The sequence below is a fragment of the Tolypothrix sp. PCC 7601 genome (genome assembly GCF_025677855.1).
Classification (GTDB): domain Bacteria; phylum Cyanobacteriota; class Cyanobacteriia; order Cyanobacteriales; family Nostocaceae; genus Aulosira; species Aulosira diplosiphon.
This window is the reverse complement of sequence record NZ_CP064879.1, coordinates 1,628,488-1,654,652: the sequence shown is the minus strand read 5'-3', so window position 1 is coordinate 1,654,652 and position 26,165 is coordinate 1,628,488. Positions and strand designations below refer to the sequence as shown.

18 protein-coding genes, 2 tRNA genes and 1 pseudogene are annotated in these 26,165 nt (G+C 39.4%); 8 read left to right on the top strand and 13 right to left on the bottom strand.

Annotation, left to right across the window (positions count from 1 at the left end):
- On the top strand, positions 1-2,139 hold the full coding sequence (cas12k, locus tag HG267_RS06855) for a type V CRISPR-associated protein Cas12k (RefSeq protein WP_045871798.1): 2,139 nt from the start codon (positions 1-3) through the stop codon (positions 2,137-2,139).
- A 1,047-nt stretch (positions 2,140-3,186) separates the two neighbouring features.
- On the opposite strand, the gene HG267_RS06850 is transcribed toward cas12k, so the two are convergent.
- From HG267_RS06850 to HG267_RS06840, 3 genes are all read right to left on the bottom strand, one after another.
- A tRNA-Arg gene (locus tag HG267_RS06850) sits at positions 3,187-3,259 on the bottom strand.
- A complete protein-coding gene (locus tag HG267_RS06845) occupies positions 3,260-3,436 on the bottom strand; it encodes a hypothetical protein (protein WP_155539395.1) in 177 nt (58 codons plus the stop codon).
- Between the two features lie 104 nt (positions 3,437-3,540).
- Positions 3,541-4,707, bottom strand: a complete 1,167-nt coding sequence (locus HG267_RS06840) for a cysteine desulfurase family protein (protein WP_045871739.1) — start codon at positions 4,705-4,707, stop codon at positions 3,541-3,543.
- A gap of 282 nt (positions 4,708-4,989) precedes the next feature.
- On the opposite strand from HG267_RS06840, the gene HG267_RS06835 reads away from it, so the two are divergent.
- Complete coding sequence (locus HG267_RS06835) at positions 4,990-5,226, top strand: hypothetical protein (RefSeq protein WP_228045672.1); 237 nt, start codon at positions 4,990-4,992, stop codon at positions 5,224-5,226.
- 681 nt (positions 5,227-5,907) lie between these two features.
- Here the strand turns inward: HG267_RS06835 and HG267_RS06830 are convergent.
- Entirely contained in the window at positions 5,908-7,734 is a 1,827-nt protein-coding gene (locus tag HG267_RS06830) for an ATP-binding protein (protein WP_045871737.1), read from the bottom strand.
- Entirely contained in the window at positions 7,731-8,786 is a 1,056-nt protein-coding gene (locus HG267_RS06825; protein ID WP_235623081.1) for a DEAD/DEAH box helicase, read from the bottom strand. The genes HG267_RS06830 and HG267_RS06825 overlap by 4 nt, the downstream gene beginning before the upstream one ends.
- A 250-nt stretch (positions 8,787-9,036) precedes the next feature.
- On the opposite strand from HG267_RS06825, the gene HG267_RS06820 reads away from it, so the two are divergent.
- On the top strand, positions 9,037-9,858 hold the full coding sequence (locus HG267_RS06820; protein ID WP_263420032.1) for an ISH3 family transposase: 822 nt from the start codon (positions 9,037-9,039) through the stop codon (positions 9,856-9,858).
- A gap of 482 nt (positions 9,859-10,340) precedes the next feature.
- Here the strand turns inward: HG267_RS06820 and HG267_RS06815 are convergent, their stop codons facing one another.
- Entirely contained in the window at positions 10,341-11,714 is a 1,374-nt protein-coding gene (locus tag HG267_RS06815; RefSeq protein ID WP_071989434.1) for an HNH endonuclease domain-containing protein, read from the bottom strand.
- Between the two features lie 114 nt (positions 11,715-11,828).
- Here HG267_RS06815 and HG267_RS06810 point away from each other — a divergent pair, with 114 nt between their 5' ends.
- The 4 genes and pseudogenes from HG267_RS06810 to HG267_RS06795 all read left to right on the top strand — a co-directional run bounded on the left by HG267_RS06810 (position 11,829) and on the right by HG267_RS06795 (position 13,868).
- Complete coding sequence (locus HG267_RS06810) at positions 11,829-12,050, top strand: hypothetical protein (protein ID WP_045871736.1); 222 nt, start codon at positions 11,829-11,831, stop codon at positions 12,048-12,050.
- Between the two features lie 147 nt (positions 12,051-12,197).
- Positions 12,198-12,614, top strand: a pseudogene (locus HG267_RS06805) (XisH family protein).
- Entirely contained in the window at positions 12,602-12,937 is a 336-nt protein-coding gene (locus tag HG267_RS06800; protein ID WP_045871735.1) for a XisI protein, read from the top strand. Before HG267_RS06805 ends, HG267_RS06800 begins: the two are co-directional and overlap by 13 nt.
- Positions 12,938-12,959: 22 nt before the next feature.
- Complete coding sequence (locus HG267_RS06795; RefSeq protein WP_045871734.1) at positions 12,960-13,868, top strand: DUF4351 domain-containing protein; 909 nt, start codon at positions 12,960-12,962, stop codon at positions 13,866-13,868.
- Between the two features lie 60 nt (positions 13,869-13,928).
- Here HG267_RS06795 and HG267_RS06790 read toward each other — a convergent pair whose 3' ends face one another.
- The 4 genes from HG267_RS06790 to HG267_RS06775 form a co-directional block, all read right to left on the bottom strand.
- Positions 13,929-17,453: a hypothetical protein gene (locus HG267_RS06790; protein ID WP_045871796.1), complete on the bottom strand. Its 3,525-nt coding sequence runs from the start codon at positions 17,451-17,453 to the stop codon at positions 13,929-13,931.
- A 17-nt stretch (positions 17,454-17,470) separates the two neighbouring features.
- Complete coding sequence (locus HG267_RS06785) at positions 17,471-18,382, bottom strand: DUF4007 family protein (RefSeq protein WP_194007898.1); 912 nt, start codon at positions 18,380-18,382, stop codon at positions 17,471-17,473.
- Between the two features lie 540 nt (positions 18,383-18,922).
- Positions 18,923-18,995 (bottom strand) — tRNA-Trp (locus HG267_RS06780).
- Positions 18,996-19,065: 70 nt separating this feature from the next.
- The gene (locus HG267_RS06775; protein WP_228045702.1) at positions 19,066-20,220 is read right to left on the bottom strand and encodes a murein hydrolase activator EnvC family protein; all 1,155 of its coding nucleotides are present in this window, start codon (positions 20,218-20,220) and stop codon (positions 19,066-19,068) included.
- 372 nt (positions 20,221-20,592) lie between these two features.
- Here HG267_RS06775 and HG267_RS06770 point away from each other — a divergent pair, with 372 nt between their 5' ends.
- Entirely contained in the window at positions 20,593-20,916 is a 324-nt protein-coding gene (locus tag HG267_RS06770; RefSeq protein WP_045871733.1) for a hypothetical protein, read from the top strand.
- Positions 20,917-21,093: 177 nt separating this feature from the next.
- Here the strand turns inward: HG267_RS06770 and hpnH are convergent, their stop codons facing one another.
- The 3 genes from hpnH to HG267_RS06755 form a co-directional block, all read right to left on the bottom strand.
- The gene (hpnH, locus tag HG267_RS06765) at positions 21,094-22,110 is read right to left on the bottom strand and encodes an adenosyl-hopene transferase HpnH (RefSeq protein WP_045871732.1); all 1,017 of its coding nucleotides are present in this window, start codon (positions 22,108-22,110) and stop codon (positions 21,094-21,096) included.
- Positions 22,111-22,348: 238 nt separating this feature from the next.
- Positions 22,349-23,338 carry a hopanoid-associated sugar epimerase gene (gene hpnA / locus HG267_RS06760; RefSeq protein WP_045871731.1) on the bottom strand — a complete coding sequence of 330 codons (990 nt, stop codon included), beginning with the start codon at positions 23,336-23,338 and terminating at the stop codon, positions 22,349-22,351.
- Positions 23,338-26,151: an efflux RND transporter permease subunit gene (locus tag HG267_RS06755; protein ID WP_263420031.1), complete on the bottom strand. Its 2,814-nt coding sequence runs from the start codon at positions 26,149-26,151 to the stop codon at positions 23,338-23,340. The genes hpnA and HG267_RS06755 overlap by 1 nt, the downstream gene beginning before the upstream one ends.
- Between the last annotated feature and the right edge of the window lie 14 nt (positions 26,152-26,165).

Genomic DNA, 26,165 nt, shown 5'->3' with positions numbered 1-26,165 from the left:
ATGAGCCAGATTACTATTCAGTGTCGTTTAGTAGCAAGTGAATCTACCCGCCAACAGCTATGGAAGCTGATGGCAGAGAAAAACACGTCACTGATTAACGAACTATTGGTTCAAGTAGCTCAAAATCCTGAGTTTGAAACTTGGCGACAAAAAGGCAAACATCCGAGTAGTATTGTCAAAGAATTGTGCCAACCCTTGAAAACGGACCCTCGTTTCATCGGTCAGCCAGCACGGTTTTACACAAGTGCGATCGCCACAGTGAATTACATCTACAAATCTTGGTTTGCATTAATTAAGCGATCGCACTTCCAACTAGAAGGCAAAATTCGCTGGTGGGAAATGCTTAAAAGCGATACTGAATTAGTAGAACTCAGTGGTATGACTATAGAAAGCCTTCGTAGTAAAGCTGCTGAAATTCTAGCTCAATTCACTCTCAAATCCGATACAGTTGAAGCAAAACCAGCGACAGAAAACAAACGTAAAAAGACTAAAAAGTCAAAAGCCTCAGATAGCGATCGCAGTATGTCTAAAACTTTGTTTGAGGCTTACCACGACACAAAAGACATTTTGACTAGTTGTGCAATTAGCTATTTGCTCAAAAATGGTTGCAAAATCAATGATAAAGAGGAAGACACTCAAAAGTTTGCTAAACGCCGCCGTAAACTTGAGATTCAGATTGAACGTCTGAGAGAACAACTAGAAGCAAGAATACCCAAAGGTCGAGATTTAACTGATGCCAAGTGGCTAGAAACTCTTTTGCTTGCCACTCGTAATGTTCCTAAAAGTGAATTAGAGGCGAAATCTTGGCAAGACGACCTTTTAAAAAAATCTAGCAAATTACCTTTCCCTGTAGGTTATGAAAGTAACGAAGACATGACTTGGTTTTGGCAATTTAGCCTTTATAATATAGCGATTAATTTACGTTTTTTCTGGTTGTGGATTTATATAGATTATTTAATTGCTATTGTATTTTTACGTGATGTTCTTCAAATTGAAAAACAATGGTTGCATAATTTAGAAATTAATAACACTAGTTTACTAATCAAGCTTTGGAATCTAGCGCTTGAGCTAAATTGTTTAGCTAGTATTTTGTTTTTGCACGAATCTCTTCATAAATATAAAAGACGGCTCTGTGTGCAATTCAATGGATTAAGCAAACATACCTTTAAAGTTTACTGCGATTTTCGTGATTTGCATTGGTTTCAACGCTTTTTTGAAGATCAAAGAATCAAAAAAAATAGTAAAAATCAACACTCCAGTAGCCTTTTTACACTCCGTAGTGGTTGTATTTGTTGGCAAGAACATGAAGGTAAAGGCAAAGAGTGGATCGTTAACCGTTTAATCCTTTATTGTTGTGTAGATACTCGTTTGTGGACGGCTGAAGGCACAAACCAAGTTAGAGAAGAAAAAGCAGAAGAAATTGCTAAAGCTATCACTAGAACTATAGCCAGAGGTGAACTCAATGAAAAACAACTAGCTTTTATCAGAAGAAAAAACTCCACATTAGCTAGAATTAATAACCCCTTCCCTCGTCCCAGTCAGCTTTTATATAAAGGACAATCTCATATTCTTGTCGGTGTCAGCCTTGGTCTAGAAAAACTTGCAACAGTAGCAGTGGTTGATGGCTCTACAGGTAAAGTGCTTACTTACCGCAGTATTAAACAACTACTAGGTGATAATTACAAACTACTAAATCGACAGCGACAACAAAAACATACCTTATCCCACCAACGCCAGATAGCTCAAATACTGGCTGCACCAAATCAACTTGGAGAATCAGAGTTAGGACAGTATGTTGACAGATTACTGGCTAAAGAGATTGTAGCGATCGCTCAAACATATAAAGCTGGCAGTATTGTCCTCCCTAAGTTGGGCGATATGCGAGAACAAGTTCAAAGTGAGATTCAAGCCAAAGCCGAACAGAAATCAGACTTAATAGAAGTCCAACAAAAATATGCCAAAGAGTACCGAGTTAGCGTCCATCAATGGAGCTACGGGAGATTGATTGCTAATATTCAGACTCAGGCAGCTAAAGTTGGAATTGTAATTGAGGAGGCAAAACAACCAGTAAGAGTAAGTCCACAGGAGAAAGCGAAAGAATTAGCGATCGCTGCTTACAATTATCGCCAAAAAACCTGATTGACAAAACACCGAACCTTGAAAATAGAATAAATATCAATAAATAGCGCCGCAGTTCATGCTTGTATAAAGCCTCTGTACTGTGTAAATGTGGGTTAGTTTGACTGTTGGAAGACAGTCTTGCTTTCTGGCCCTGTAGTCGTTCTACCAACCTTGAAGCTGCTGTCCCTTAAAGACAGGAATAAGGTGCGCCCCCAGCAAAGAGGTGCGGGTTTACCGCAGTGGTAGCTACATAATCACCTCCAACCAAGGAGGAACCCACCTTAATTATTTTTTTGACGAATCGAAGCGGGGTCAATTTCCCTGGAGATCTGCCAAAACTTCAAATCGCTTATTGATTAAGGCTCGTAGCTTTTATGATGTCAGTTAATTTACTTTTTTAAGTGTTAACAGACAGGCGATTTTGGCAGATCTGACAAAAATGCTTCTGGAAGTCTTTGCTGGTGAAGGATTTGAGGCGCTGAGTTTCAATACCCCTCACGACTTGAGGCGGGTTGAAAGCGATTTTTTATAATCACAAACACATTTCTAGGGACAAGTTTCAATACCCCTCACGACTTGAGGCGGGTTGAAAGCAGCATGTTGCGATGAATTCTACACCTGCTTTGAAAGGTTTCAATACCCCTCACGACTTGAGGCGGGTTGAAAGACACAGTATGTGAGAGAAGATGAAGCGTTACTGGGTGTTTCAATACCCCTCACGGCTTGAGGCGGGTTGAAAGTCCTTTACTGAGTTGAGAGGTAATACAAACCGCAAATATGTAACGCCACAAGAGTGAGCAGTTGACTATTTTCAAGGGTTGGCACTGAGCAAAAAGTTTTTAGGTGGGTTGAAAGGATAGAGCAACAGATTCTTTGTTTCGAGAGATTGACTTTTGCTCTAAATATTAAATACTAATTAGTCGCTCCATATAAAGAAGAGTTCTGCCATACTTGATATACGGCAGAAAATTGCTGTCAAATATAATTTGTCAACGCGGACAGTAATTTGGCAATATGGACATTAATTTGTCAACACGGACAAATAATTTGGCAATCGACACAAAACGAGCGCGGAGGGATTTGAACCCCCGACCCACAGAACCGGAATCTGTTGCTCTATCCACTGAGCCACGCGCCCTTAATCTTTTCGATTATAACACGCCGAGGATAAAATTTGCAGATGAGTTGGCGATCGCACTTCTCTAGCTGAAATGGACTGCTTGCAGAAGTCGGTAACAGGAGAAGGGGAAAGGTCTTGGTATTTTCCCCTTTCCCACCCACCTCTTGCAAACAGCACTTCTGCAAGAGACTCCATGATCTGAGTTCACAAAGAACAATAAAAATCAATATCAAAAGCAATCAAAATGTATCAACTTTATCATCATTCCCCAAGAAAAAATCCGCAAAAGCTTGAGGTTTTTAGATATATTCAAGAAGCTGATGAATCTTATTGATTGCACCAATGATTATAGAAGATGCTATTTCGATGTCTTCTTTGGTTGTAAACTTACCAATACCAATTCTCAATGCGCCCTCAATGAGATTTTCTGCAAGGTTCATTGCTTGTAAAACATGAGAAGAAGCAACAACACCTGATGAACAAGCCGCACCTGTAGATATGGCTAACTGATGGCGCACTCTCGCAATCATGGCACTATTAGGAATACTGAGTATAGAAATATGTAAGTTACCTGATAAGCGGTTGTTTAAGTCTCCATTCACCGCTAAATCAGGAACTTGCGCTTGGAGGGAGTTTTGCAGATGATCTCGCAAAAGTGCGATCGCAGTTTCATCTACTTCCATCTCCAACTGTCTCAATTTACAAGCTTCCCCTAACCCAACTATTCCGGGTACATTCAGCGTACCCGATCGCATTTGGTGTTGATGTCCACCACCGTAAATCATTGGTTGCAGATGAACGCCGTTTCTCACTACTAATACACCAACGCCTTTAGGTGCATAAAGTTTATGTCCAGAAATTGCGAGATAAGTAATACCCCAATCATGGAAGTTGAGAGGAATTTTCCCGACTGCTTGGGAAGCATCACATAAAAAAGGGATATTGTGGGAGGATGCGATCGCACCAATTTTTTCTATGGGGTAAATTGTCCCTACTTCATTGTTAGCCGCCATCACACAAAGTAAGGAAGCACCATCAGCACAGACTTTTTCTAGATGTTCTAAATCAATCTGCGCTTGTTGATTGACTTTTAACCAAATAATTTCCGCCAGTCCTTTTTTAGCTAATGCTTTGCAGGTATCTAAAACGGCTTTGTGTTCTACTGGGGAAACAATTATTTTGGCAGTGCTATTTTGTTGTGCAATTTGTCCTTGAATTGCTAAGTTAATACTTTCTGTTGCACCAGATGTAAAGATAATTTCTTTGGGTGAGGCGTTGATTAATTCTGCTATTTGTTGACGGGCTTGTTTAACTGCTTTGCCTGCTTCATCTCCATATCCATGATCTACACTATTAGCATTACCAAAAGCAGTAGTCATATAGTACATGACTTTTTGGGCTACTCTTGGGTCAACAGGAGTAGTTGAGTGGTAATCGAGGTAAATAATCTTTTCTTGTGTAGTCATTGCTTGGGAACATTTTTAGATAAATTTTCGACTTTTTCTGGAAAACTTGATTTATTTTTGCATATCTTCTCACCAAGTCAGGTAATGTCAAACTAACAAACTGAAAAACCCGATAGATTTATATTGATTGCAATCATAGAAAACCGTTAACCTCCCCTTGAGTTACGTTTGATATACTGAGTTTATTAAAAATTTGTTAACTCCTTACTGAAAATGGGAATGAAAATAACTGTTACAAGTTTAGTGTTTCTCGGTTTTCTAGTCCTAGGAGATCTGCCTACGATGGCTGGAAATCAAAGTTCTTCCTTTTCTGGCCCTGTGCGCCAAGTTTGGGAAGATGGATTTAGGTTAAACAGCAATGGTCGTTCCATCACAGTTGATACATATGATATCTGTGGAGATAATACCAGCTCGCACATATCGGTGGGTGATCAAGTAACCGTAAGAGGGGAATTTGATGAAGGAGAGTTTGATGCTTTCTCAGTGACTAAGGCTAATGGTAAAAGAGCTTGTCAGTAGAGCTTGACTAAATTATTCACTGGCAACAAAATTGTAGGTTGGGTTGACGCAAATAAACCCAACATTAATCTAGATTTTGGTAAGACTTACGCAACATGTGGACGAAAATCTGATTATTGGGTAGGGGTAATTCATGAATTACCCCTACTTTCGTTTAACCTGAACTTCCCCCGGTGCAAATGTACTAAATAGCCCTTAAACCTTTACTCTGTAAGCAATCCGGGTTTGAGCGCAGATATTACTGTACCCATGTAAGCCCTGGAACTGTTGGTACAACTGCGGTAAGCTAAAAATTGGGGGCCAACGCCTCAAGTTCGCTCCGCAAGCCCCTTTGACAATTTGTACCCAGTAAGAGCGAAGCGAAAAACGTTAAAAGTCGCTCTGGATAACAGTTAGCTCTTTTTGCTTGGGGGGAAGTTCAGGCTAAAAATTGGGGGCCAACGCCTCAAGTTCGCTCCGCAAGCCCCTTTGACAATTTGTACCCAGTAAGAGCGAAGCGAAAAACGTTAAAAGTCGCTCTGGATAACAGTTAGCTCTTTTTGCTTGGGGGGAAGTTCAGTTTAACTGATGCGTAAGTCCTGTTTGGGTTTCGCTCTGCATTCACCAAATTATCCGCGCTGTGTGAGCAACTGTAGAGGCGGGTTTATTTGGCTTGTTGTTACCGTGGGCTTTGTGACTGTGCTACTCATGCTCTAAAAATCTTCTCGCTACTCTTCCCCAATCAATGCGAGTATCTTGAGCATTATCTTTACGTTTACCATCTGGCTGTTCGTCTTCATATCTTGCCCATGCCATTAATAGTAATTTTAAACCATCTAAAGAATTAACTAACCGAGAACGCAAGGTATCTATATCAGCTTTATCTACATCCTCTTCGAGAATTTCTACTAAGTTTTGATAAGCTGGATGGTTAGTATTTAAAGTAACAATAATTGCTCCGCCTCTGGGTTTAACAGAGAAGAAAGCCGGAGTATCAAGAGGTGCTTCCACAAAGGTATACTTCAAGCCATCATCTACTGTTGTTGCGGCTAATAATTCGGCTTTGGTTTCTGTAACGCCTTCTTCTTTTAAAGTTTCTTTAATAACTTGTTTACGTTCTTCTTTGGGTAATTGTTCATCTGCATCACTTTGACCTTTGTAACCTTGCGATTTACGTTCTTGAGTTACAGTAGTGGCTACTTTTTCAGGTTTATAAGGGTCGTGACGTTTTTCAGTGTTAGTACGAGTACCTTTTGTTTGTGCTTCCAGCAAACGACGAATAATTTTAAGTTGACTATCAATTTTATCCGCAATAATTAAAAGTGAACTCCTTGGATCTTCTTCAGCCTCAAGTTCTTCTTTTAGTTGAGTAATACTTTTTCCATCTTCTAGTAAAGACTTAATATCAAATTTTAAAAGTTCACCAAAATTACGTGCTGATTGTTTATTATTAGTGACTCCAAAAATCTCATCAAGAGAGGGCGGAAATTCTACTTCTACTCCCCACCATCTTTCTCTAGGATCAGAAGCACTGACGATTCCTGTATCTAATTCTAATTCTCTTCCTGCACGTACAACGGAAATTCCTACATTTTTCGCAGCGTGTTGTCCGTGGGGTAAATTACCAGGGCTTTTTCCTGGTTCAGCTTGACGGGCTTCTTCTTTAGCGTAAGAGAAACGCACTTTTACATCATGTTCTTTATCTTTAAAATTAATTTTATAAGTGGCTTCATAAGATGTATCTCCTTCCCAGGGACGAAACATAGCTTGATTATTAAATGGTGCGGGACAAGAGGTTTTTTCTATGAGATAACAAGGGTCATTTGGTTTGGCATCTTTATTGACAATCAAGTCATATAATGCTTCTAAATCAAAGGCTACCATGCGGATTTTGACATCGCCGCTATCAATGAATTTGCGATACATTCTACCAATCACAAATTCCGAATTATCAATAATTGCTTTGCCAGTCCTCCAAATACAACGGTCGATTTTTGACCATACTACTAATGTGCCACTTGCGCCAAATTGTTGACCAATTCTTGTCCAAGTTGTGGGAATTGCTTTAGGTGTTGGTTCTGGTACTTCTGTCAACCGTTGATTTTTAATTTCATCTAAATCTAAATAAGTATGCAGTGCATTTTCTATGCCATTTTGCCATGACCAGACATCAACTCTCTGACATTGGGAAATAGAAGACGAAGGTAAACCCATCCCAAAACGTCCAATTCCGGTGTGTTTGTCTTCATCTAAATATGTACCGTTACCAAATTGCAGGGCGAGACGTAACACATTCGCATCCATCCCACAACCATTATCTAACACGGCGATTTGTTCAATGCGCGATCGCCTCCTTCCCTCTACCTGTTGTTTACGTTCCCCACACAGCAGTTCTACTTGCGATGCACCAGCTTGAATGGCATTATCCATTAATTCGGCTAAAGCATAGGCGGCGTTTTTATAACCGTTGTCGCGCATGGCTTGAACTGCTAGGTGTGTGGGAACGATATCATGGGCGTTAGCATTCATGGGATTTTCCTCCAAACGTCTTCCCAATTGTGAAAAGCTGATGCGACTGAAGCAAAACCGGGGAGTTGGCTATCCACAACCGTGACAATTTCGGCTGTAGCATTACCCCCAGCTTTGAGTCCTCTGATGGCGCGTCCTACCATTTGGCTGTAGAGAACAAGGGATGTGGTAGGACGGGCGATAACTGCGGCGCTGGTTTTGGGTGCATCGAAGCCAGTGGTTAATACGCCGTAGTTACATAAAATTTTGGTTTGCGGCTGTTCGTCTTTAAAGCTGTAAATTATTCGTTCCCGTTCAGATTTGGGTGTTTCACCTGTCACCGCATCAGCATTTAATCCCCGCAAACGCAATATAGAAGCGATGAGTCGGGCGTGTTCAACGGAAGTATTAAAAACGATAATCCGTTGATGATGTTGGGCGAGTGCTTCTAGTTCTAGGATGATGCAGAGGTTGCGTTGTTCGTCGGCTGCTAACCGATTGAGGATATATTGGGGAATGTCTAATTCTGTATTAATCCGCTTTAAGTCTTGGGGAGTTAGTTGAATACCAGTTTCGTAAAATAAAGAGCGATAGTTAACTTTAGCTAGGTATTGTTGATCGACAAGATAATCAATTGGGTTGTCATAACCTGGGATTTCTAAAGTAACTTTCTGCTGGGCGAAGAATTTTGCTAGTTGTGCATCGGCGTTAATATCCGCCCAAGTGCGTCCGGGTGTGGCGGTTAAGCCTAATAAGGCGGTTTTTTCGTAGGGGACGACTAAAGCATCTAGTACGAGTTTATAGGTTTCGGCTACTGCTTGATGGGCTTCATCAATAATTACCAACGAACAACGCACACCCAGTTGATTGATGAAGCGAATACTCTTTTTAGCGGCGCTGTAGACTTTCGCTAATCCGGCTACGACTAAGCCATCTTGGGCTTGTTCTATATCTAAGTTGTGGCTACCCCAAAAGCGGTAAGTGGAGATGGTGCGATCGCCTAAACTGTCCCAGGCTTTTTGAAATTCTGTAACCGCTTGTTCGCAAAGTTCTTCGCTATAGGCTAACCATATTCAGTAGACCTAAAAGTTTTGCGATCGCGCATAGAGCGATACCTATAAAACCGACTATTGTCAAAAAAACCGTATTCTGAAATACATTTTTTAGAAAACTCCTTCAACAACTATAAATAAGTAAAACTAATTAATCACCGAAAAAGTTAAGAGTAACGCGCCCACCAAAAGATAGTTCTGGATCTGTAGTATGCAATTTTTGTAAAGTATGGAGGTAAACAAGCAAAATTGAGGATTATTTAGTTTGGCTATGAATGCAAGGGAGCCAGTTCTAACTGATAGTAAAACCTTAAACGAAGTAGTTAACTGTTTAACAGAACATATTCCAATTCAAACTCAAGGAAAGTGTGAACAAAAAAATATCTTTGAGATTTTAATTCGAGCAGCCACCCAAAGGGATAGTATCGAAAATACAACCAAAGTCTTAAAGAATGTTCCTACCAGCAACGATATTCGTTACCATTTAGATAAATATTCAGACATTAAATATTTAGAATCAGACTTAAATGCAGCAATTCAAAGCCGCTTACCAGATGGAATCCGACAAGGTAAACAAAAAATTGCTATCGATTTTAACTTAATTCCATATTATGGTGAACCCTCACCAACCGAAGCACCATATATTTATAGAAGTCAAGCTAAAAGTGGAACTTGTTCTTTTTATGCCTACGCTACTGTCTATGTAATTAAGAAGAATAAACGAGTAACTTTAGCTATCAAAGCTGTTCAACAACAAAATACGAAGGCAGCAATTATCACTTATCTTTTAGCACTGATTGAGCCTTTGAATCTTCAAATCGAAAGATTGTATTTAGACCGGGAATTTTTCTGTGTGCCAGTCATCAGATGGTTGCAAGCTTTGGATATTCCCTTTGAAATGCCAGTAATTATTCGAGGTAAAAATGGAGGTACTAGACAATTAATTAGAGGTCGGCGCAGTTATAAAACAACTTACACTTTAAACAGTGATAAATATGGCTCATGTACTTTCCCAGTTTGGATAGTTTGTACATATAAAAACGGTAAAAGACGAGCGCACGGGCGAGAATTTTTTTATTTATGCTGTTTATAAAGTTAAGTTGTCATTACATTCAATACATGACGACTATCGTCTCCGTTTTGGAATTGAAAGTAGCTATCGGATGAAAAATCAATGTCGGATTAAAACAACTATCAAAAAATCCAACAATTAGATTTCTATTTGTAGCTTTAGCTTTTTTTAATTATTAATGTTTGGATTTATCTAGTCTGGCATTATCTCAGCCGTTTAAAAAAAAGTTCAAGACAAGTTTTCTCCCATCTATTTACCCTTAAACAAATGCTTGAGTTTTTACGTCAAGCAGTAGACCGCAATTATGGAGTCGCCTGTGAAGTTTACTTGCCATCTGGCTGATTTTGATTGATTTTGGGGTTTATTCATAAATTAATCTTATCATTTAGCCAAGCAATCAGCTTTTGTATATTTCCCCCCAAAACTGTATCTTAAACTACCATTTTTTAGCGATCGCAAAACTTTTAGGTCTACTGATATTACTAAAGTGGGTTCATTGTTTCTCAGGTGTAAACCCAATCAGGGCTAAAACCTTGCATCGTTGCTAAAGAAATTAAAGGTAGGGTTGTTATTTGATAAGCATTTCTCAAAATTTCTAAATTTAATAAATCATTTGCTTGACTTACTTTTAATTCAGATACAAATGATTCACTATATTTTAACCATTGACTTTGAGTTATATTTTGATAGGCAACAGTCAAACCAATATGTTGCAATTCGACAAAACTATTAAAATATTTTTCAGATGGTAAATTATTAGATTTAGAAGAGTTAGCAGATTTTGTAGTCGGAATCAAATTCCATAGCTGATCGTGCGCTACAAATGACCAAGGCAAATAATGATCTAATGAAATGTAATCTTTATCTAATTTAACTTGAGAATAAATACATTCAATATCTTGATAATTTAAAATAGTTTTCCAATATTTAGTTTGATTCGTTAAGGAATCTCTTTGTTGTGGCATAAATAATTTATTAACCACATTAGGGGTACTGGGGTTTCTTTGTTGCATATAATTTAACCATTCCCAAGATGCCCAGCCCTTAACTATTGTGTAATTTTTTTCTAAATACTGAATCCAATCTGGGTGTAAAATAATGGCGTTACAATTTTTTTGGTCTTGAGCATCAAAACTGTATAACGGCTTTTTATTATCAAATTGGCTATTAGCTAAATTAATGATAGATGGATTAACATCATAATCTTTTATCCCTCTAGTTTCTTGAGAAAAGAAGGGACGAATTAAGCGATAGGAAACATAACGATTAATATCACTAATAATATCCTCGATATTTTGATTATTAATAGTATTACGTAAAAGTTTCTTATCTGTATCTATAAATTTTAAAATTGGTTCTGTAATTTCTAATTCAAGAGTATCTAATTTATTAGCGATTTGGTCTTGTTTCCCAAACGAGAGTTTAAAATAATTGTGAGGATACCAAGCATTTGCTAACATTTCTACAATAATTTCCCGAAAGCTGATACTTGATAAAGTATCAAAATTTCTTCTTTTAAGAATATCCAATAAAGATAAAAAATATAGGTATTTATAAGAATTAGTCGTATCAGAAAAAATTTGCGCTAAAACAGTAACATTAACTTGGTCTGATAATGGCAAACTTTGAGTCATTATTGGATTTTTAATTACTGTTAAATTGCCTAAATATACTTGAATAAAATCATTAGCGGCTGATTGATTAATCTTATTTAACGCCTTAACGATGTCTGCAACAGTTTCAGCAGTAGGGTCAATTTTTTCATGATACCAACGGAAGACAATCGGACGCTCAACACCTAAAGCTGTCGCCAGTTGGCTTTGGCTGATGTTGTAAGACTCTAAAACCTGCTTGAGTGCTTGTCCTGCTTTTCCCATGATTTCCATTATCACAGGATAGCGAACGGAATTTTGTTAACTTTTATGATAACTTATTTTCTGTTTTTGTTAGCATTTATGATAACAAAAGAGATAATGTTACATAGGTGCGTTATGGCGGAAGAATTTGTGAGATTAGAAGATAACAGCAGCAATCAAGTCCAGGTGAGGCGAGAAAAGGTAAAACACATATTAGTGGGTAGTCCTGAACTAGTCAGAAGGACAATCTATCAGTTGTATACTACAGGTTATGCAGAAATCGGTTCTTGGTCTAAACCTGTAAAAGCTGGTAACTTAGGTGAATCTGGCGATGTCTTGAGTGTCTTAATTAGATAGCAAGTTTAAGAAATCGAAGCTTGAGGGTGAAGTGCGATCGCCTTTTTTTAAAATCCCGCGCGATCGCACTAACTCTTACGCTTCAAAATATTCAAGAGTACATTTGATAGAATATACAGGTCTTCATATCAACAAAGTGATGCGCTGATGTCAGCTAGAGATTTATTTCATGAAGCGGTAAAAAATGCACTTCAAAAAGAAAATTGGATAGTTACCGATGATCCATTAGAAATAGAATTTGAGGAAGTAAAGCTTAAAATAGATCTAGGTGCAGAACAGTTGATAGCGGCAGAAAGAGAAGGAGAAAAAATAGCTGTAGAAATCAAAAGTTTTGCCAGTAATTCTGCGGTAAGTGACTTTCATACAGCTTTGGGGTAATTTCTCAATTATCAAATTGCACTCGAAGAGAATGAGCCAGAACGTAAATTATATTTAGCAATTCCGGTTGATGCTCATGAAACATTTTTTCAGACAAAACTTGCTAAAACTGCAGTGCAAAAACATCAATTAAAACTAATAGTATACGAACCAATAATGGAGGTAATTTTGGAATGGAAAAGCTAGAAAATTATCGTCAATATATCCAAAATATTTTAACTCAACACGGCAAATATAAATATAACCATGAAGAAATCGAAAATCAATTAATATTTGATACAATACACGACCATTATCAGTTAATGCGTATAGGTTGGAATGGTTTAAGCCGTGTGTATCACAGTATCATTCATTTTGATATTAAAAATGGCAAAATCTGGATTCAGCAGAATATGACAGATATAGATTTAGCACAGGAACTTTTGGAAATGGGAGTACCAAAGGAAGATATTGTATTCGGTTTACAACCACCATATAAACGTCCATATACAGGATATGGAGTGGCTTAAAAAAACTTAGACTATTAACTGAATGACACGCTTCATACATGACAAATTCGCTAAGGACTATCTAGAAGAGTTACTCAAAGATTACGGAGAAGTCAAAGCATCAGAAAAAATCTCAGGAGAGATAAAAGAAATAGATGTTTTCTTCACGCCTAACAAACAGCAAAACTCTAATTTACAAATCTTGGGTTTACTAGGAAAATTTGCCGAAAATCCCGCCATCATAGAACCATTCCGCAATCCAGCTTCTAGCGATGAAATATGCGACTGTATCCTCAAATTATTAGAAGTCAAAGCTTCATTACGACGCGAAGCTAAAGCCAACAAAATCAAACTTCAAGACTCAGAAATTCCCAAATTGTGGATTCTGACTCCCACAGTATCGGAAACGAGATTATCTAGCTTTGGCACTGTGCAAAAATCAGATTGGTTATCAGGAGTACATTTTCTCCCAGATGCACTACGGACAGCAATTGTCGCCATACATCAACTACCACAAACACCGGAAACATTATGGTTGAGGCTTTTAGGTAGAGGAAACGTACAGTCACAAGCGATTATCGAATTGCAAGAGTTACCATTAAATCATCCATACCAAAAAGCCACTCTTGAATTAGTTTACAACTTGCGCGAAAACTTGAGAATCAATCAAGAATTATCAGCAGATGATAGGGAGTTAGTTATGCGATTAGAACCGCTTTATCAAAGAGATAGAGAACAAGCCAAGTTAGAAGGAAAGCAAGAGGGAAGGAGAGAAGGAGAACAAGAATTAATATTACGGTTACTCAATCGCCGGATTGGGGAAATTAATCAATCATTAATTGATCGCATTCAAGAATTATCGATTGAACAATTAGAAAATTTAGGAGAAGCATTACTAGACTTTTCTAATGTGGCTGATTTAGAAAATTGGTTAAACCAACAACAAGGATAAATCATCACTAAATTTGAGAGGTTCAGATCCCCGACTTCTTCAAGAAGTCGGGGATCTTGTTTATCCTAACTTTTTCTTGTTCATTTCATCCGATCGCTTTTCCTCAATCTTTTTCACCCCTTCTCCCACATCGGGATTTAAAATCCGTTCACTCAACTTCGCTAAAATCGCTTGGCGTAACTGCTGATCGTCAGGTAATTCTGCCAAAATTTTGTCAACAATCTTTTCAACCTGCGATTCTCTACCATGATCTACCCATACCATTTGATGAATTTCCTGACCATCAGGACGAGTCATGGTAATCCGTCGCGCTTCAAAACCTTCTCCTTTGGCGGCGACTTCTTTTTGTAAAGCTTCCAGATTTTTAAACCGTCGCACCAAATCCGCTAACTTCATTTCAAATGCAGTCGCATCATCATCTGTCCAAGATTCAGCGGGTTTATCCGCCACAATCATCACCAAAGCTTCTAACCACTGAGAATCACTCTTGCTTTCATCCGATGCAGCACGAATAAAGCGTTTTAGTAGCGGCTCAATACATTTCCCTGCTAAATAATTCGCCCTGACTCGCAAATCTTCCCTGAGTTTTGTTTCCTGGCTTCTCACACCAAAGGCTTCATAAATGAGTTTCTGACAATCGCTTAATAAGCGATCGTAAGCTGTATGAATTTCTCTGAGGGCGTGAACTAATTTAGTCCGTAAAGTTTTCGCAGTTACACCATCATCGCCAGTTTCAATCCCTATTGAGGGTAAATTACAAGCTGCTGGTAAGGCCTTAAACAACAATTCATCTGGTTCGACAGTAGTTTGTAATGCTTTTAAAATTGCTCTTGGTTCTGCTGCCAAATTGCGGGTTTGTTGAGTATATTTAGGCAGTTTTTTAACAAATTGATAAAGCGGAGTCACAACTGTTAACAAGGTGGCGTTACGCACTTTACCTAATTTTTTTAACTGAGGATTGCGTAAAATTGCTTCTAATTCTTTGAAGACTTCTGCCCTTAATCCAACTACTGCAAAATATTTAACTGCAAATCGTTCAGGATATTTTACTAATAACTCAAAATGTTCAGTTCCTAATACAGGAATAAATGTCCCATCTTGATACAATCCCAAATCATCAGCATGGTGTAAAAGTACAGCCGCCAAAATTACCGGAACTGCACCCTGTTTCACACCGAATGGAGGTGTAGCTAAATGCTGATATAGCAAATCAAAGGTTTGGCTTTTTTCTGTAGCTGCTAAACAAAAATCCTCAACTGCTTCCCACAGAGAATTTAACCCTGAGTTTTCTGATGGGGGATAAAAATCCCAATATCCTTCTTCCTGACGATGAATCCCTGTTTCTTCTAACAGAGAATAATACATACTAACTTCCGGCCCATAACCTTCTAAGCCTAATTTCTCTTCATTTTGATGTTCCAACATTGCTTGAATCAATTCACGTCTAGCTTTCGCCCCTTGAGAGGTTAAATCACGACGGTTAATTAATTCATTCCACAAAATGGGACTGCGATGATAAACGCGATCGCAAATCTCAGAAAGCTTACTATTAAAATCGCTAATGTTGTTCAGCTTTTCAACTTGTCCTTGAATCCAACATTGCTGATTTCCCCCAATACTAAAGGACTGATTAAGGGTTTCATCTAAAAATTCTTCAGCTTCTTGTAGGCGATAATTTACCTCTTTGCGTGCTACCCCATCAGTTTGTAACTCTTTGGCTGTTTTTTTGATATTATTCAAAGCCACAAATTCTAGGGTACGAATTCGCAAAATATCTAAGTTAGCTGCACTCAAAATTACTAATGGTTTCCCATTGCTAGTTGTGGAAGGAACAGAGATAGGAAGTTCTTCATCTACCCAATACCCCACAAAACCATCAGCATCCAAACTATTACAGCTTAATTTGCTCAAATCTTGGGATTTATCTAAATAATGCCGTTCAAAATAACGCAAAGTCCCTGTTTGATAACTGTGACGTTGTGCGACTAAAGGCTTAAGAGGACGGTGAATAGATAAGAGTTTTACTAAAGGCGATCGCTCTTGTTCTATATATATACTTAACTCACTGTCAACATTAAAATCAGAACCTTGCCAAATTCGCAATTCATCTAACTGACGACGATGAGTAATAAGATTTTGTTTTAACAGTTTATCAATAATTTCCTGCCAATAATTAATCTCTGCTGCTGAGGGAATATTGCACATTGCTAAAGAGACTAAAGTTCTTGTCGCCCTCATCGAACCTGTAACTGTAATCAGGTTCAGAACACCAATAGTTTTTAGTACCCTGAGACTATCTTCTTCTAATCGTTTCGCATCATTAATTAAATCTTGAACTTCCACCCATCTTTGCAAATTAGGACGAGAAGCTAAACCCATTCCCGCAGATTCAATAAAATAATCATAAACTTGGTACAATTTCAGACAAGGCCATTCATGGTTTTTCAGTGTGACTGTTTCTAAGAAATTCCGAAACGATAATGGTTCGCTACTAGTTAAAAATGTGAACAAAGAACGGTCATTTTGAGCATATTTTTGACAAAGGCTTGGTAACACCAAAGCCGATAAAGGATGTAATGGATAAACTTTTTGGATAATTTGCTCCGTTACTTCTTCATCTGCCAGCATTGATTCTAAATTTTCAAACCATTCCAGAGCATAAGTATGGGTGGCAATCCTAATATTATCTGCTGCTGTTGACGAAGTCTCTCGAAGAGAAGAGTTAATTGCTTCACCAATCAAACTCATCATTTGTCCAGATGATTCAGTAAAAGAAATATCTTCAAATCTCCCCTGAATTTTCGCCCATTCGTTCTTTTGAATAGTTGCTAATCTTTGCCCATATTCTGCAAAAGCCTGGTGTAAAATTCCTAAAATATAAATAGGATTTTTTTGATTTTTTGGTAATTCAGCTAATTGTTGTAAAAGATATAAATCTTCATCACCTTGAGCATGAGCAGCATACTCTAAATTCTTTCCTAGTTCGTCAATTACCAGGAAAATTCCACTTTGAGATTCCGCAGCTAATGCCAACACTAAATTAGGAATTTCTCTACTATCAAGCTTACCACCCTCATTAATTTCCGCTTCTAAATCTACTAATTGACGCACAGTATTAATTTTGTTTCTTTGGCTAGGAGTCCAAAAACTATTAATGCCTGTTAATAAAGCTCTAATAATGGTGTGGCTAATCGGTTCTCTTTGTCCTGTAGCTACAGCCCTAATTAATCCTGTCGGGTGAATTTTTTCCTCAATTAATTGATAAATATCACTATCTTTACCTAATTTATTTTCAGCTATTGATAAAGCTTTAAGATGTATTTGACTTTGAGAATTAGCAGCCAGAGAAATTAAATAATGAGCAAAAGCAGATTTCCCAGTACCGTAAACACTGGTTAAAGTCCAAGCCCTATTTCCTTCATCAGAATTAAAACTATTTACAATACGTTTTAGAGAATCAATTGCTCTTTTAGTTAGCACATAACCCTCTAAAGCTTCCACACTATCTAAATCTCTTTCTAAATTAATTGAACGAGAATAGCGACGCTGGAGGCTAAAATAGTGGGATAGCTTTTTGTTAGTCATATTTTTACTCATTTTCATTAGGAATTATAATAATTATCTAAAATTTCCGCAGCTACAACATCTGGTTCATTAGGTAATGATAACTGAATGAGTCCAGCAGTATCTTCCAAAACTATCGTATTAAATTCTTTAGCAACTGTTTCAATAGCTGCACATAAAATATTTTCCGTCAGTTTAAATACCATCCCTGGACTACCTTCATCATAAAGTAACTTACGAATAGTAATTGTATTGCTATCTTGATTTGCCCAACTCGCATATTCTAAACAAGCTGCTACTATAATCGATTCTGGTAAGTTAGACTTTGAGCCAATTTTAAACTGATAACTTTTGCCGAAATTACGAATTAAACCTAATTCGTTAAACGGACAATCTATAGAATCTTCAATTGGGGTATTATCTCTAATCAAATCCTGTGCTGAATACATTCGTAAAATACAATTGACATCTTTGATAAAAGAAGAATCAGCAATGGTTTTATTGAAACTTTTAATATAATCCTTCAAACCTGCTAAAATATCTTCTTTGGTAAAATCTAAATCTCGAAAAACATTAAAAATATAATACCAAGCCGCCGCTTCACAAGTAGGCTTTAACAAATTCCAATGTAATAGCCATAAAGATGCCGGATCTTCTAAATAAGAGTCCCAACCATTGTTTCCTAACAGTTTTTCTCCAAATGTTGTTGGTAAGCTATTTTTATCAATAATTTTGAAAGCACTACACCAATAGCGAATAGCTCGTACCATATTTTTACCAACGCCCAGACGTACAGGTGCATCATCTTGTAAGAAAATACCTGGATTTCTCTGAGCTGCATCGAATCCTTTTTTCAACCAACCAAACCGAGGGTGAAAAGTTTCATGGTTGGCAAATACTGGATTGACTGGACTTTCCAGATTTTTTAAATTCAGAGTCGTTTGGATCACGATGAAATGGTTATAATAGCAACTATTTTATTTATTATGACTCAAAGTAGACACAATTTATTTACTATTATTAAAAATATTTTATTAATATCATTAAAACCTCAATATTTTGCATAATATATTGATTGAAAATAGTAACTAAACCGAATGTATACTCCATTGTTTACACGAAATTTTAAATATATATACAACTTATTTTTAACTAAAAAAATACGTTATTGCTAACTTGAAATCAAGGAATATTATTTAAGTTATGAGGTTAATTACCAATTGCATACAGACAAAATCAACCGTCATGAAATCATACTTACTCAACAATATTTTCTCTATTTAGTCAAGTAAGTTGAGTCAGCAAACTTCACCCTAGAGTTTGTCCATAGTCTATGCACTGCTCTAGTTCCTGATCAAAAGTTTTAAGTCTCGCTTCTACTATTGGTAACTACAAGGCTTTGTATCCTAAGAAGCTTGGTTTAATGTCTCTTATAATTCACCAAGGACATTAATCTGTCAACACGACAAGAAATGAGTGAATGTACAAAACGAGCGCGGAGGAATTTGAACCCCCGACCCACAGATCTGGAATCTGTTACTCTATTCCCTAAGCCACCCGCCCTTAATCTTTTCGATGAGAACAAGTTGAGGATAAAATTTGCAGATGAGAAGTGCGATCGCACTCCTCAAGCTTAAAGATAACTGGCGGGATCTACAGGTGTGCCATTACGCCTTACTTCAAAATGCAGGTGAGGCCCGGTAGATAAACCAGTGGAACCCACAGCCGCGATCGCTTGTCCGCGTTGTACTCCTTGTCCTTCGGAAACGAACAATTCGCTGGTATGACCGTAAAGTGTAGTAATACCGTTGCCATGGTCGATAATTACAGCTTTTCCATAACCGCCATACCAGCCAGCAAAAATTACTGTTCCCGAATCAGCGGCGCGAATTGTACTACCATAACTAGCGGCAAAGTCTAGCCCAGCGTGAAAGCGACGATAGCCGAGAATTGGGTGTATTCGCCAACCAAAAGGACTGCTAGTAGGTGCATCACTGGGATATGCGAACATCCCTGTGCCGCGAATAATCACGCTTTTACTGTTGCTGTTGGTTTTCGCTTGTGCTTCTGCAATCTTTTGTTGAATGAGAATTTCTATATTTTTGGAATCTTGTTCTAGTTGGTTTTGTGCTGCTTCTAAAGCCAAGCGATCGCTATTCAGGCGTTCAATTAACTCTGATTGTGACTGCGCTTGCGCTTGATAATCAGCTTTCTGCGCTAGTAATTGTAGACGAATCAGCGCTATTTCGTTTTTTTGCTGCTCTACTGCGGTTTTTTGTTGACTAATTAACTTGGCTTTTTGATTAAGTTTTGCCAAAATTTGCCGATCTGCTTGGTAGACCAACTTTAGCTGATGACGACGGCTGATAAAATCACTAATATTTTCACTTTGCAGTAAGATTCCCCATCCCTGGCTAGCAGGCGATCGCTGCAGAAAGCGCAATCGTGCAACTGTGGCTGCTTGTTGCTCTTCATAGGAAATTTCTGCTACATCTAAATCAGTCTCCAATTCTTGCAAGCGTTGATTAGCTTGGTTTAAGCGCAATTCCGTATCTTGAATGTGGCTATCAGTGGTTTGCAGATTTTGTTGTAACCCATTGAGGCGATTTTTTGCGGCTTCTTGCAGATTAGTTAAGCGATCGCGTTCTTGAACTACATTCTGACGTTGTTGCTGAACTTGTTGCTGCTGCTGCTTGAGGGTATTAATTGATGGTGTATCAGTTGCATAGATTGGCAAAGCTAGAATTAATGTCAAAAAAATGACACATAAAATCCCAGACAATACCATTTGCCACCAATACCAAAATCTCTTGTTCATGGTGTGAAATTGCCAAAAGCGATGACTCCAAGCCAACACCATGAGGATGATTTTCAAAATCCGGCCCACCTACTCAAACTTAATTTAATCTGTATCAACTTTTTCAGCCAAGTTTTAACACAGACTCATGGTAATGTCATTGGTGTTGAGGAGTAGGAGATGAGGGAGATGAGGGGGATGAGGGGGATGAGGGAGATGAGGGAGATGAGGGAGATGAGGAGGATCAGGGTAAAAGGAGACAAGGGGAAATAAACATTACCAATTACCCATTACCCATTACCCATTACCAATTACCCATTACCAAACACCAAACACCAAATACCAAACCCTAAATTAATTTATATGAATACTCGCAAAGCAATTCTTCTAATTACTTTAGTTATGCCTGGTTTAGCAGTGGTGGGAATATCGCTGTATTGGTTTATTTTGGATTATGACGCGCTAGGAAAAGCTGAAAACAATGTAGAAAGGCTAGCAAAAAATGCAAAACTTAGTTATGGGCAGTTAGATTACGCCTATCATCGGACTTTAGCGCATCGCATTAATGTATTTGCTGATGGGACATGGGGATTGCTGGGAGGAGTAATTACAGCAATAGGTATACATGGGCTAGCAACTGTTCGAGAGCAAAATGGGAGCAAAGAAAAATCAGTTTCAGATAAGTGATGAGTTGTGAGCAACCCAAACTCGATATTTGTCGGTTAAGGGGAAAAAGGGGAATGGTTCAAGGGAAAGAAAAAACCCTTTAACCTTTCCCCCTTAACCAATTTTCAGTTCAAAACGCTTAACTGAGTAGTTATTGATCCCACACTTCTGGCTGACTGAATTGTGGGAGTTTGTCAGTTATTTACCAAACACAGTACCGAGAGAACGGGCAATGTTTTGTGGTTGCATTGCATCCATTGCGGCTGTCGGTTCGTAGCCACAGTGCATCATGCAATCGGCACATTTGGGATTACCACTGGCGCGGCCGTATTGGCTCCAATCGGTTTCTTCTAGCAATTCCTTAAAGGTGGCGTAATAACCATCACCAAATAGGTAACAGGGTTTTTGCCAACCGAAAACGCTGTAACTAGGACTACCCCAAGGTGTACATTCATAGTCTTTCTCACCAGTGAGAAAGTCTAAATATAAGGGGTTGTGATTGAAGTTCCAGTTTTTCTTGCCTGCTTTCTGGGGAGCCAAGATTTCCCGGAATAAGGCGTGTGTTTGTTCACGCTGGAGAAAATGATTTTGATCTGGTGCTAATTCGTAGCTATAACCAGGAGAAATCATCATTCCATCTGTATTCAGAGTTTCTAGAAACTCAAAAAACTCATGCATTTCTTTGGGGTCAGTACCATCAAAGATGGTGGTGTTAGTTGTGACGCGAAAACCCCTAGCTTTAGCAGCACGAATGGCTTTAACAGCAATATCAAAAACGCCTTTGCGATCAACAGATTTGTCGTGTAAATCGCGCATTCCGTCTAAATGAACGCTGAAGGTGAGGTAAGGGGAAGGTTGAAATTTATCGAGGCTTTTTTCTAATAACAAACCATTGGTACACAAGTAAATATATTTCTTGCGTTCCACTAATCCCCGCACAATTTCATCAATTTGGGGATGCATTAGCGGTTCTCCCCCAGGAATGGAAACCACTGGTGCGCCGCATTCTTCCACAGCAGCAAAGCACTGTTCTGGGGTAAGATTTTGTTTTAATATTTCCGGTGGATGCTGGATTTTACCACAACCATTACAAGCTAAGTTACACCGAAAAAGCGGTTCTAACATTAATACTAAAGGAAAGCGTTTGCGTCCTTTCAACCGTTGTGTAACTAGATATTTCCCAATATCTATAGCTTGTTGTAGATTAATTGCCATTACTTCTGTTCACTCCTCTGTTGGTTAAAACACCACTAATAACAATTCGTAATTTGTAATTCGTAATTCGTAATTACGAAAATCCTAGAACATTTATTTGACCCTCCGAATTTTAGATTTTAAATTTGGGACTTCGTTGTGAGCGCTCAGTCGAACGATTTTGTATTGTTTTTGTTGCAAGCACAGCCTTGGGTGGAACAAATATCAAATTGTCAATCTAAAATCCAAAATCCAAAATCTAAAATTGGTTGACGTAGCCTTGGCTAACAAACCAATCAACAGCATCTTTGAGGGCTGTGGTGAGGGAAGATTGGCGTAAGCCTAATTCTCTGACTGCTTTGGATGCATCGTAGTACATGGGTTGTTGCGCCATGCGTACACCATCTAAGGGTACTGAGGGCGATTTACCAAATGGTGCGAGAATTTTTTCATCTATCCAAGCAGCAGTTAGGGGTAGCCAAGCAGGTACAGCCTTTTGCGGGGCTTTTAAACTTGTGATTTGGGCAAGTTGTTCTAAAAGTTGCTTCAGAGTAAGATTTTGATGCCCTAAGATATAGCGATCGCCTGATTTACCTTGCGTTAATGCTAGTAAATGACCCTTGGCTACATCTCGCACATCAATAAAATTCAAGCCAGTATCCATGTAAAAGGGCATTTGTTGCCGCAAAAACCGCAGGATAATATCCCCTGTGGGGGTAGGTTTAATATCCAAGGGCCCAATTGGGCTGCTAGGATTGACCACAACGATTTCCTGACCTTTACTAGCTGCTTGCATTGCTACCTGTTCCGCCAGAAATTTTGACTTTTTGTAGTGACCAACCAATTTCTCTAAGGGACTCTGATGAGTTTCATCTACGACTTTACCAGATTCCCCGACCCCAATTGCGGCGACAGAACTGGTATATACAGTGCGTTCAATTCCAGCTTGTTGGGCTGCGGTTAAAACGTTGCGCGTACCTTGGACGTTGTGGCGGTAAAGTAGCTCTTGGTCTGTTTGCCAAAGGGAATAATGGGCTGCAACATGAAACAAATATTGACAACCCTGCATTTTCTGCGCCAAATCGCCATCATTGAGATCGCCCTTGACAATTTCTACCTCTAGCCCTTGGAGGTTTTGCAGGTTGCTGCTAGGGCGTACCAGTGCTTTGACTGTATATCCTTCTTGTAACAGCAACCTTACCAAATGGGCACCAATAAAACCAGTACCCCCGGTTACAAAAACCCGCATCAATTGTTACCCCGCTTTTTGAACCGAGGAAACCAATCATCTAAGATGACGTAGACCACAGGCACAACAATTAAACTTAGGACAGTGGAACTAACTAAACCACCAGCGATCGCAACAGCCATAGGCGATCGCAATTCTGAACCTGCTCCCAACCCCAAGGCGATGGGTACCATGCCTAAAATTGTCGCCGCAGTGGTCATCATAATTGGTCTGAGGCGCACTGGCCCGGCTTTGAGGATAGCTTCTTTCCGTTCTAGTCCTGATTTCCGCAATTGATTGATGTAATCAACAATCAAAATGGCATTTTTATTGGCGATACCCAACAAAAATACAAAGCCAATCAGGGAAATCATGCCGAAGTCACTCTTAGTAATTAACAGTGCCAACATCGCCCCTACTATAGCTAAGGGCAAAGAAACGCCAATTACTAAGGGGTCTACCCAGCCTTTAAACAGCCAAATTAGTACTACTACAATACACAGTGCTGATAAAGCTAAGGTAGTGCCAAAGCTGCCAAACACTTCTCCTAAACGGGCAGAGTCGCCGCCTAAGTCTAAGGAAACACCTTTTGGTAACACTGCTTTAGCTACTGATACAACTTTGTCAGTAGCATCACCTAAAGACATATCCTTGCCCAGGTTGGCGCTAATATAAGCCACACGCTGATTATTGAGACGCTCAATTTGAAAAATCTGATCGCTTTGATTGTTATCACCTGTAACACTTATATCAGCGAATCCTGGCAATTTTACTAAGCGGTCTTTAATATCTTTAGCTGCCTTACCTAGTGCTTTGAGGTCATTCCCTCTTAAGGCTAATTGCAAAGGTTTTTGCCCACCAGTATCCACAAATTGAATATCTTCTACGCTGGTAGTCACCCCAGGCAGATTGGGCAAAGAGGAACGAAATTGATCCTGCAGTTCCGCAGTGGTGATTTTGCGGTCTTCCTTCAGTTTCACATACAGGGTACCTTTATTCGGCTCACCCTCCCGGGAACCCACGGTAGTAAATACAGTTGCCACAGCAGGCGATTTTCTCACCACCTCTTCCAACTTTCTCGCAACTTGCAAAGAATCGTCTAGGGGGTTGGGGATTGGGGATTGGGGAACTCGGGGCCCCCTCTGGGGATAAGGGGTAATGGGGACTGGGGACTGGGGACTGGGGACTGGGGACTGGGAATTGGGGATTGGGGATTGGGAATTTATATTTCCCCCTGCCCCCTGCCCCCTGCCCCCTGCCTCTTGTCCCCCCTGCTCCCTGCCCCCTGCCTCCTGCGCTGCTCTCAAATGCTCAGGTAAACTCAACAACGGGGCGGTGTAGGTAATGTTAAATTCGCCGCGATCGAGTTTGGGAATAAAGCCTTTGGGAATCATGGGAATGATGGCGATACCCCCAATGAAGCTGATTAAAGCTAACCCCATGACAATTCGCTTGTGATCCAAAGACCAACTCAGCAAATCGCGGTAACTTTGAGCAAAGCGAATCCATAGATGAGATTCGCGGCGACGGGAACGGGAAGAGGGAGGTTTGAGCCAATAAATCGACAGTACTGGCGATAAAGTTCTGGCGACTAGCAATGAAGCTAGCATGGCAGCAGAAACAGTAATTCCAAATGGCTTGAAAAACTGACCAATAACTCCCCCCATCAACCCAATGGGCAGAAATACTGCTACGGCGGTGAAGGTGGCGGCGGTAACTGTCAGCCCAATTTCATTGGTAGCAGCAAGTGCAGCTTGACGGGGAGTTTCGCCGTCCTCGACGTGCCGCATGATGTTTTCTACATCCACGATCGCATCATCGACAATACTACCAATTACCAAAGCTAGGGCTAACAGGGTGATGGTTTCTAAATTGAAGCCAAAAAACGCCATGACGATAAATGTCGCCAACAAAGATGTGGGAATCGCCAAGGCGGAAATTAACGTGGCTTGCCAGTTCCATAAAAATGGAAATATCACCACTACCGACAAGACTATAGCTTCAATCAAAGCATCGATTGTGGAATGGGTGGCGTTGCGGATATACTCAGCCTGCGTCGCAGCTAAGGTGAGTGTGACATCTTTCAGGGAAGTCCGCAGCTTTTGCACTTCTTTCTCAACGCGGCTCACCACCTCTAAAGTATTGGCGGTACCTTTTTTGATGACCTGAAATGCTAAAGCATCTTTACCATTAAAGTGAACTAAAGTAGCCCCGCCTGTAGGTAAATCCCCTGCATTCGCTGATAACTGGGGAGGTGATGTATGAGCGGTACCTAATAGTGCTACTTTTAACACCCCTGGCACCTTAGCGATCGCGGGAACTATTTGGTCTTTTGCCAATTTCGTCAAATCCGTAAGATTCCCTGAGGAACTCTCGATGGCGTAACTAATGGCAGCTGACTCATTCAAGTTCAGCGGAATAATTTTGTAATTTGCTCCCTGAGTCAGGGTTAACTTTTTCAGCGCTTTTTCTACTTGGCGAGTTGAAGAGTCGAGGTTTGTGCCAACTACAAAAGACAAACTCACAGCAGTTTGCCCTGGATAAGTCGATGAGCGGATATCCTCAAGTCCTTCCAGAGATTGCAAACCTTTTTCTATTGGTTGAGTCAGTTTTGTCTCCGTATCCAGAGCCGTTTCTATAGGGGCGGTAGCATTTACCACCACGACAGGAAAGGTAATATCTGGAAACAAAGCATACTTGAGGGAGCTGAAAGCTAACAGTCCAGCTACCGTCACAGCAATCCAAAAACCTACCGTCAACCACGAAAATTCAATCGCCAATCTAGAAATATTAAAACGCTCTCGTGCGGATTTTGAGCTAATAGGCTTGACCATCTTGGAAAATCATC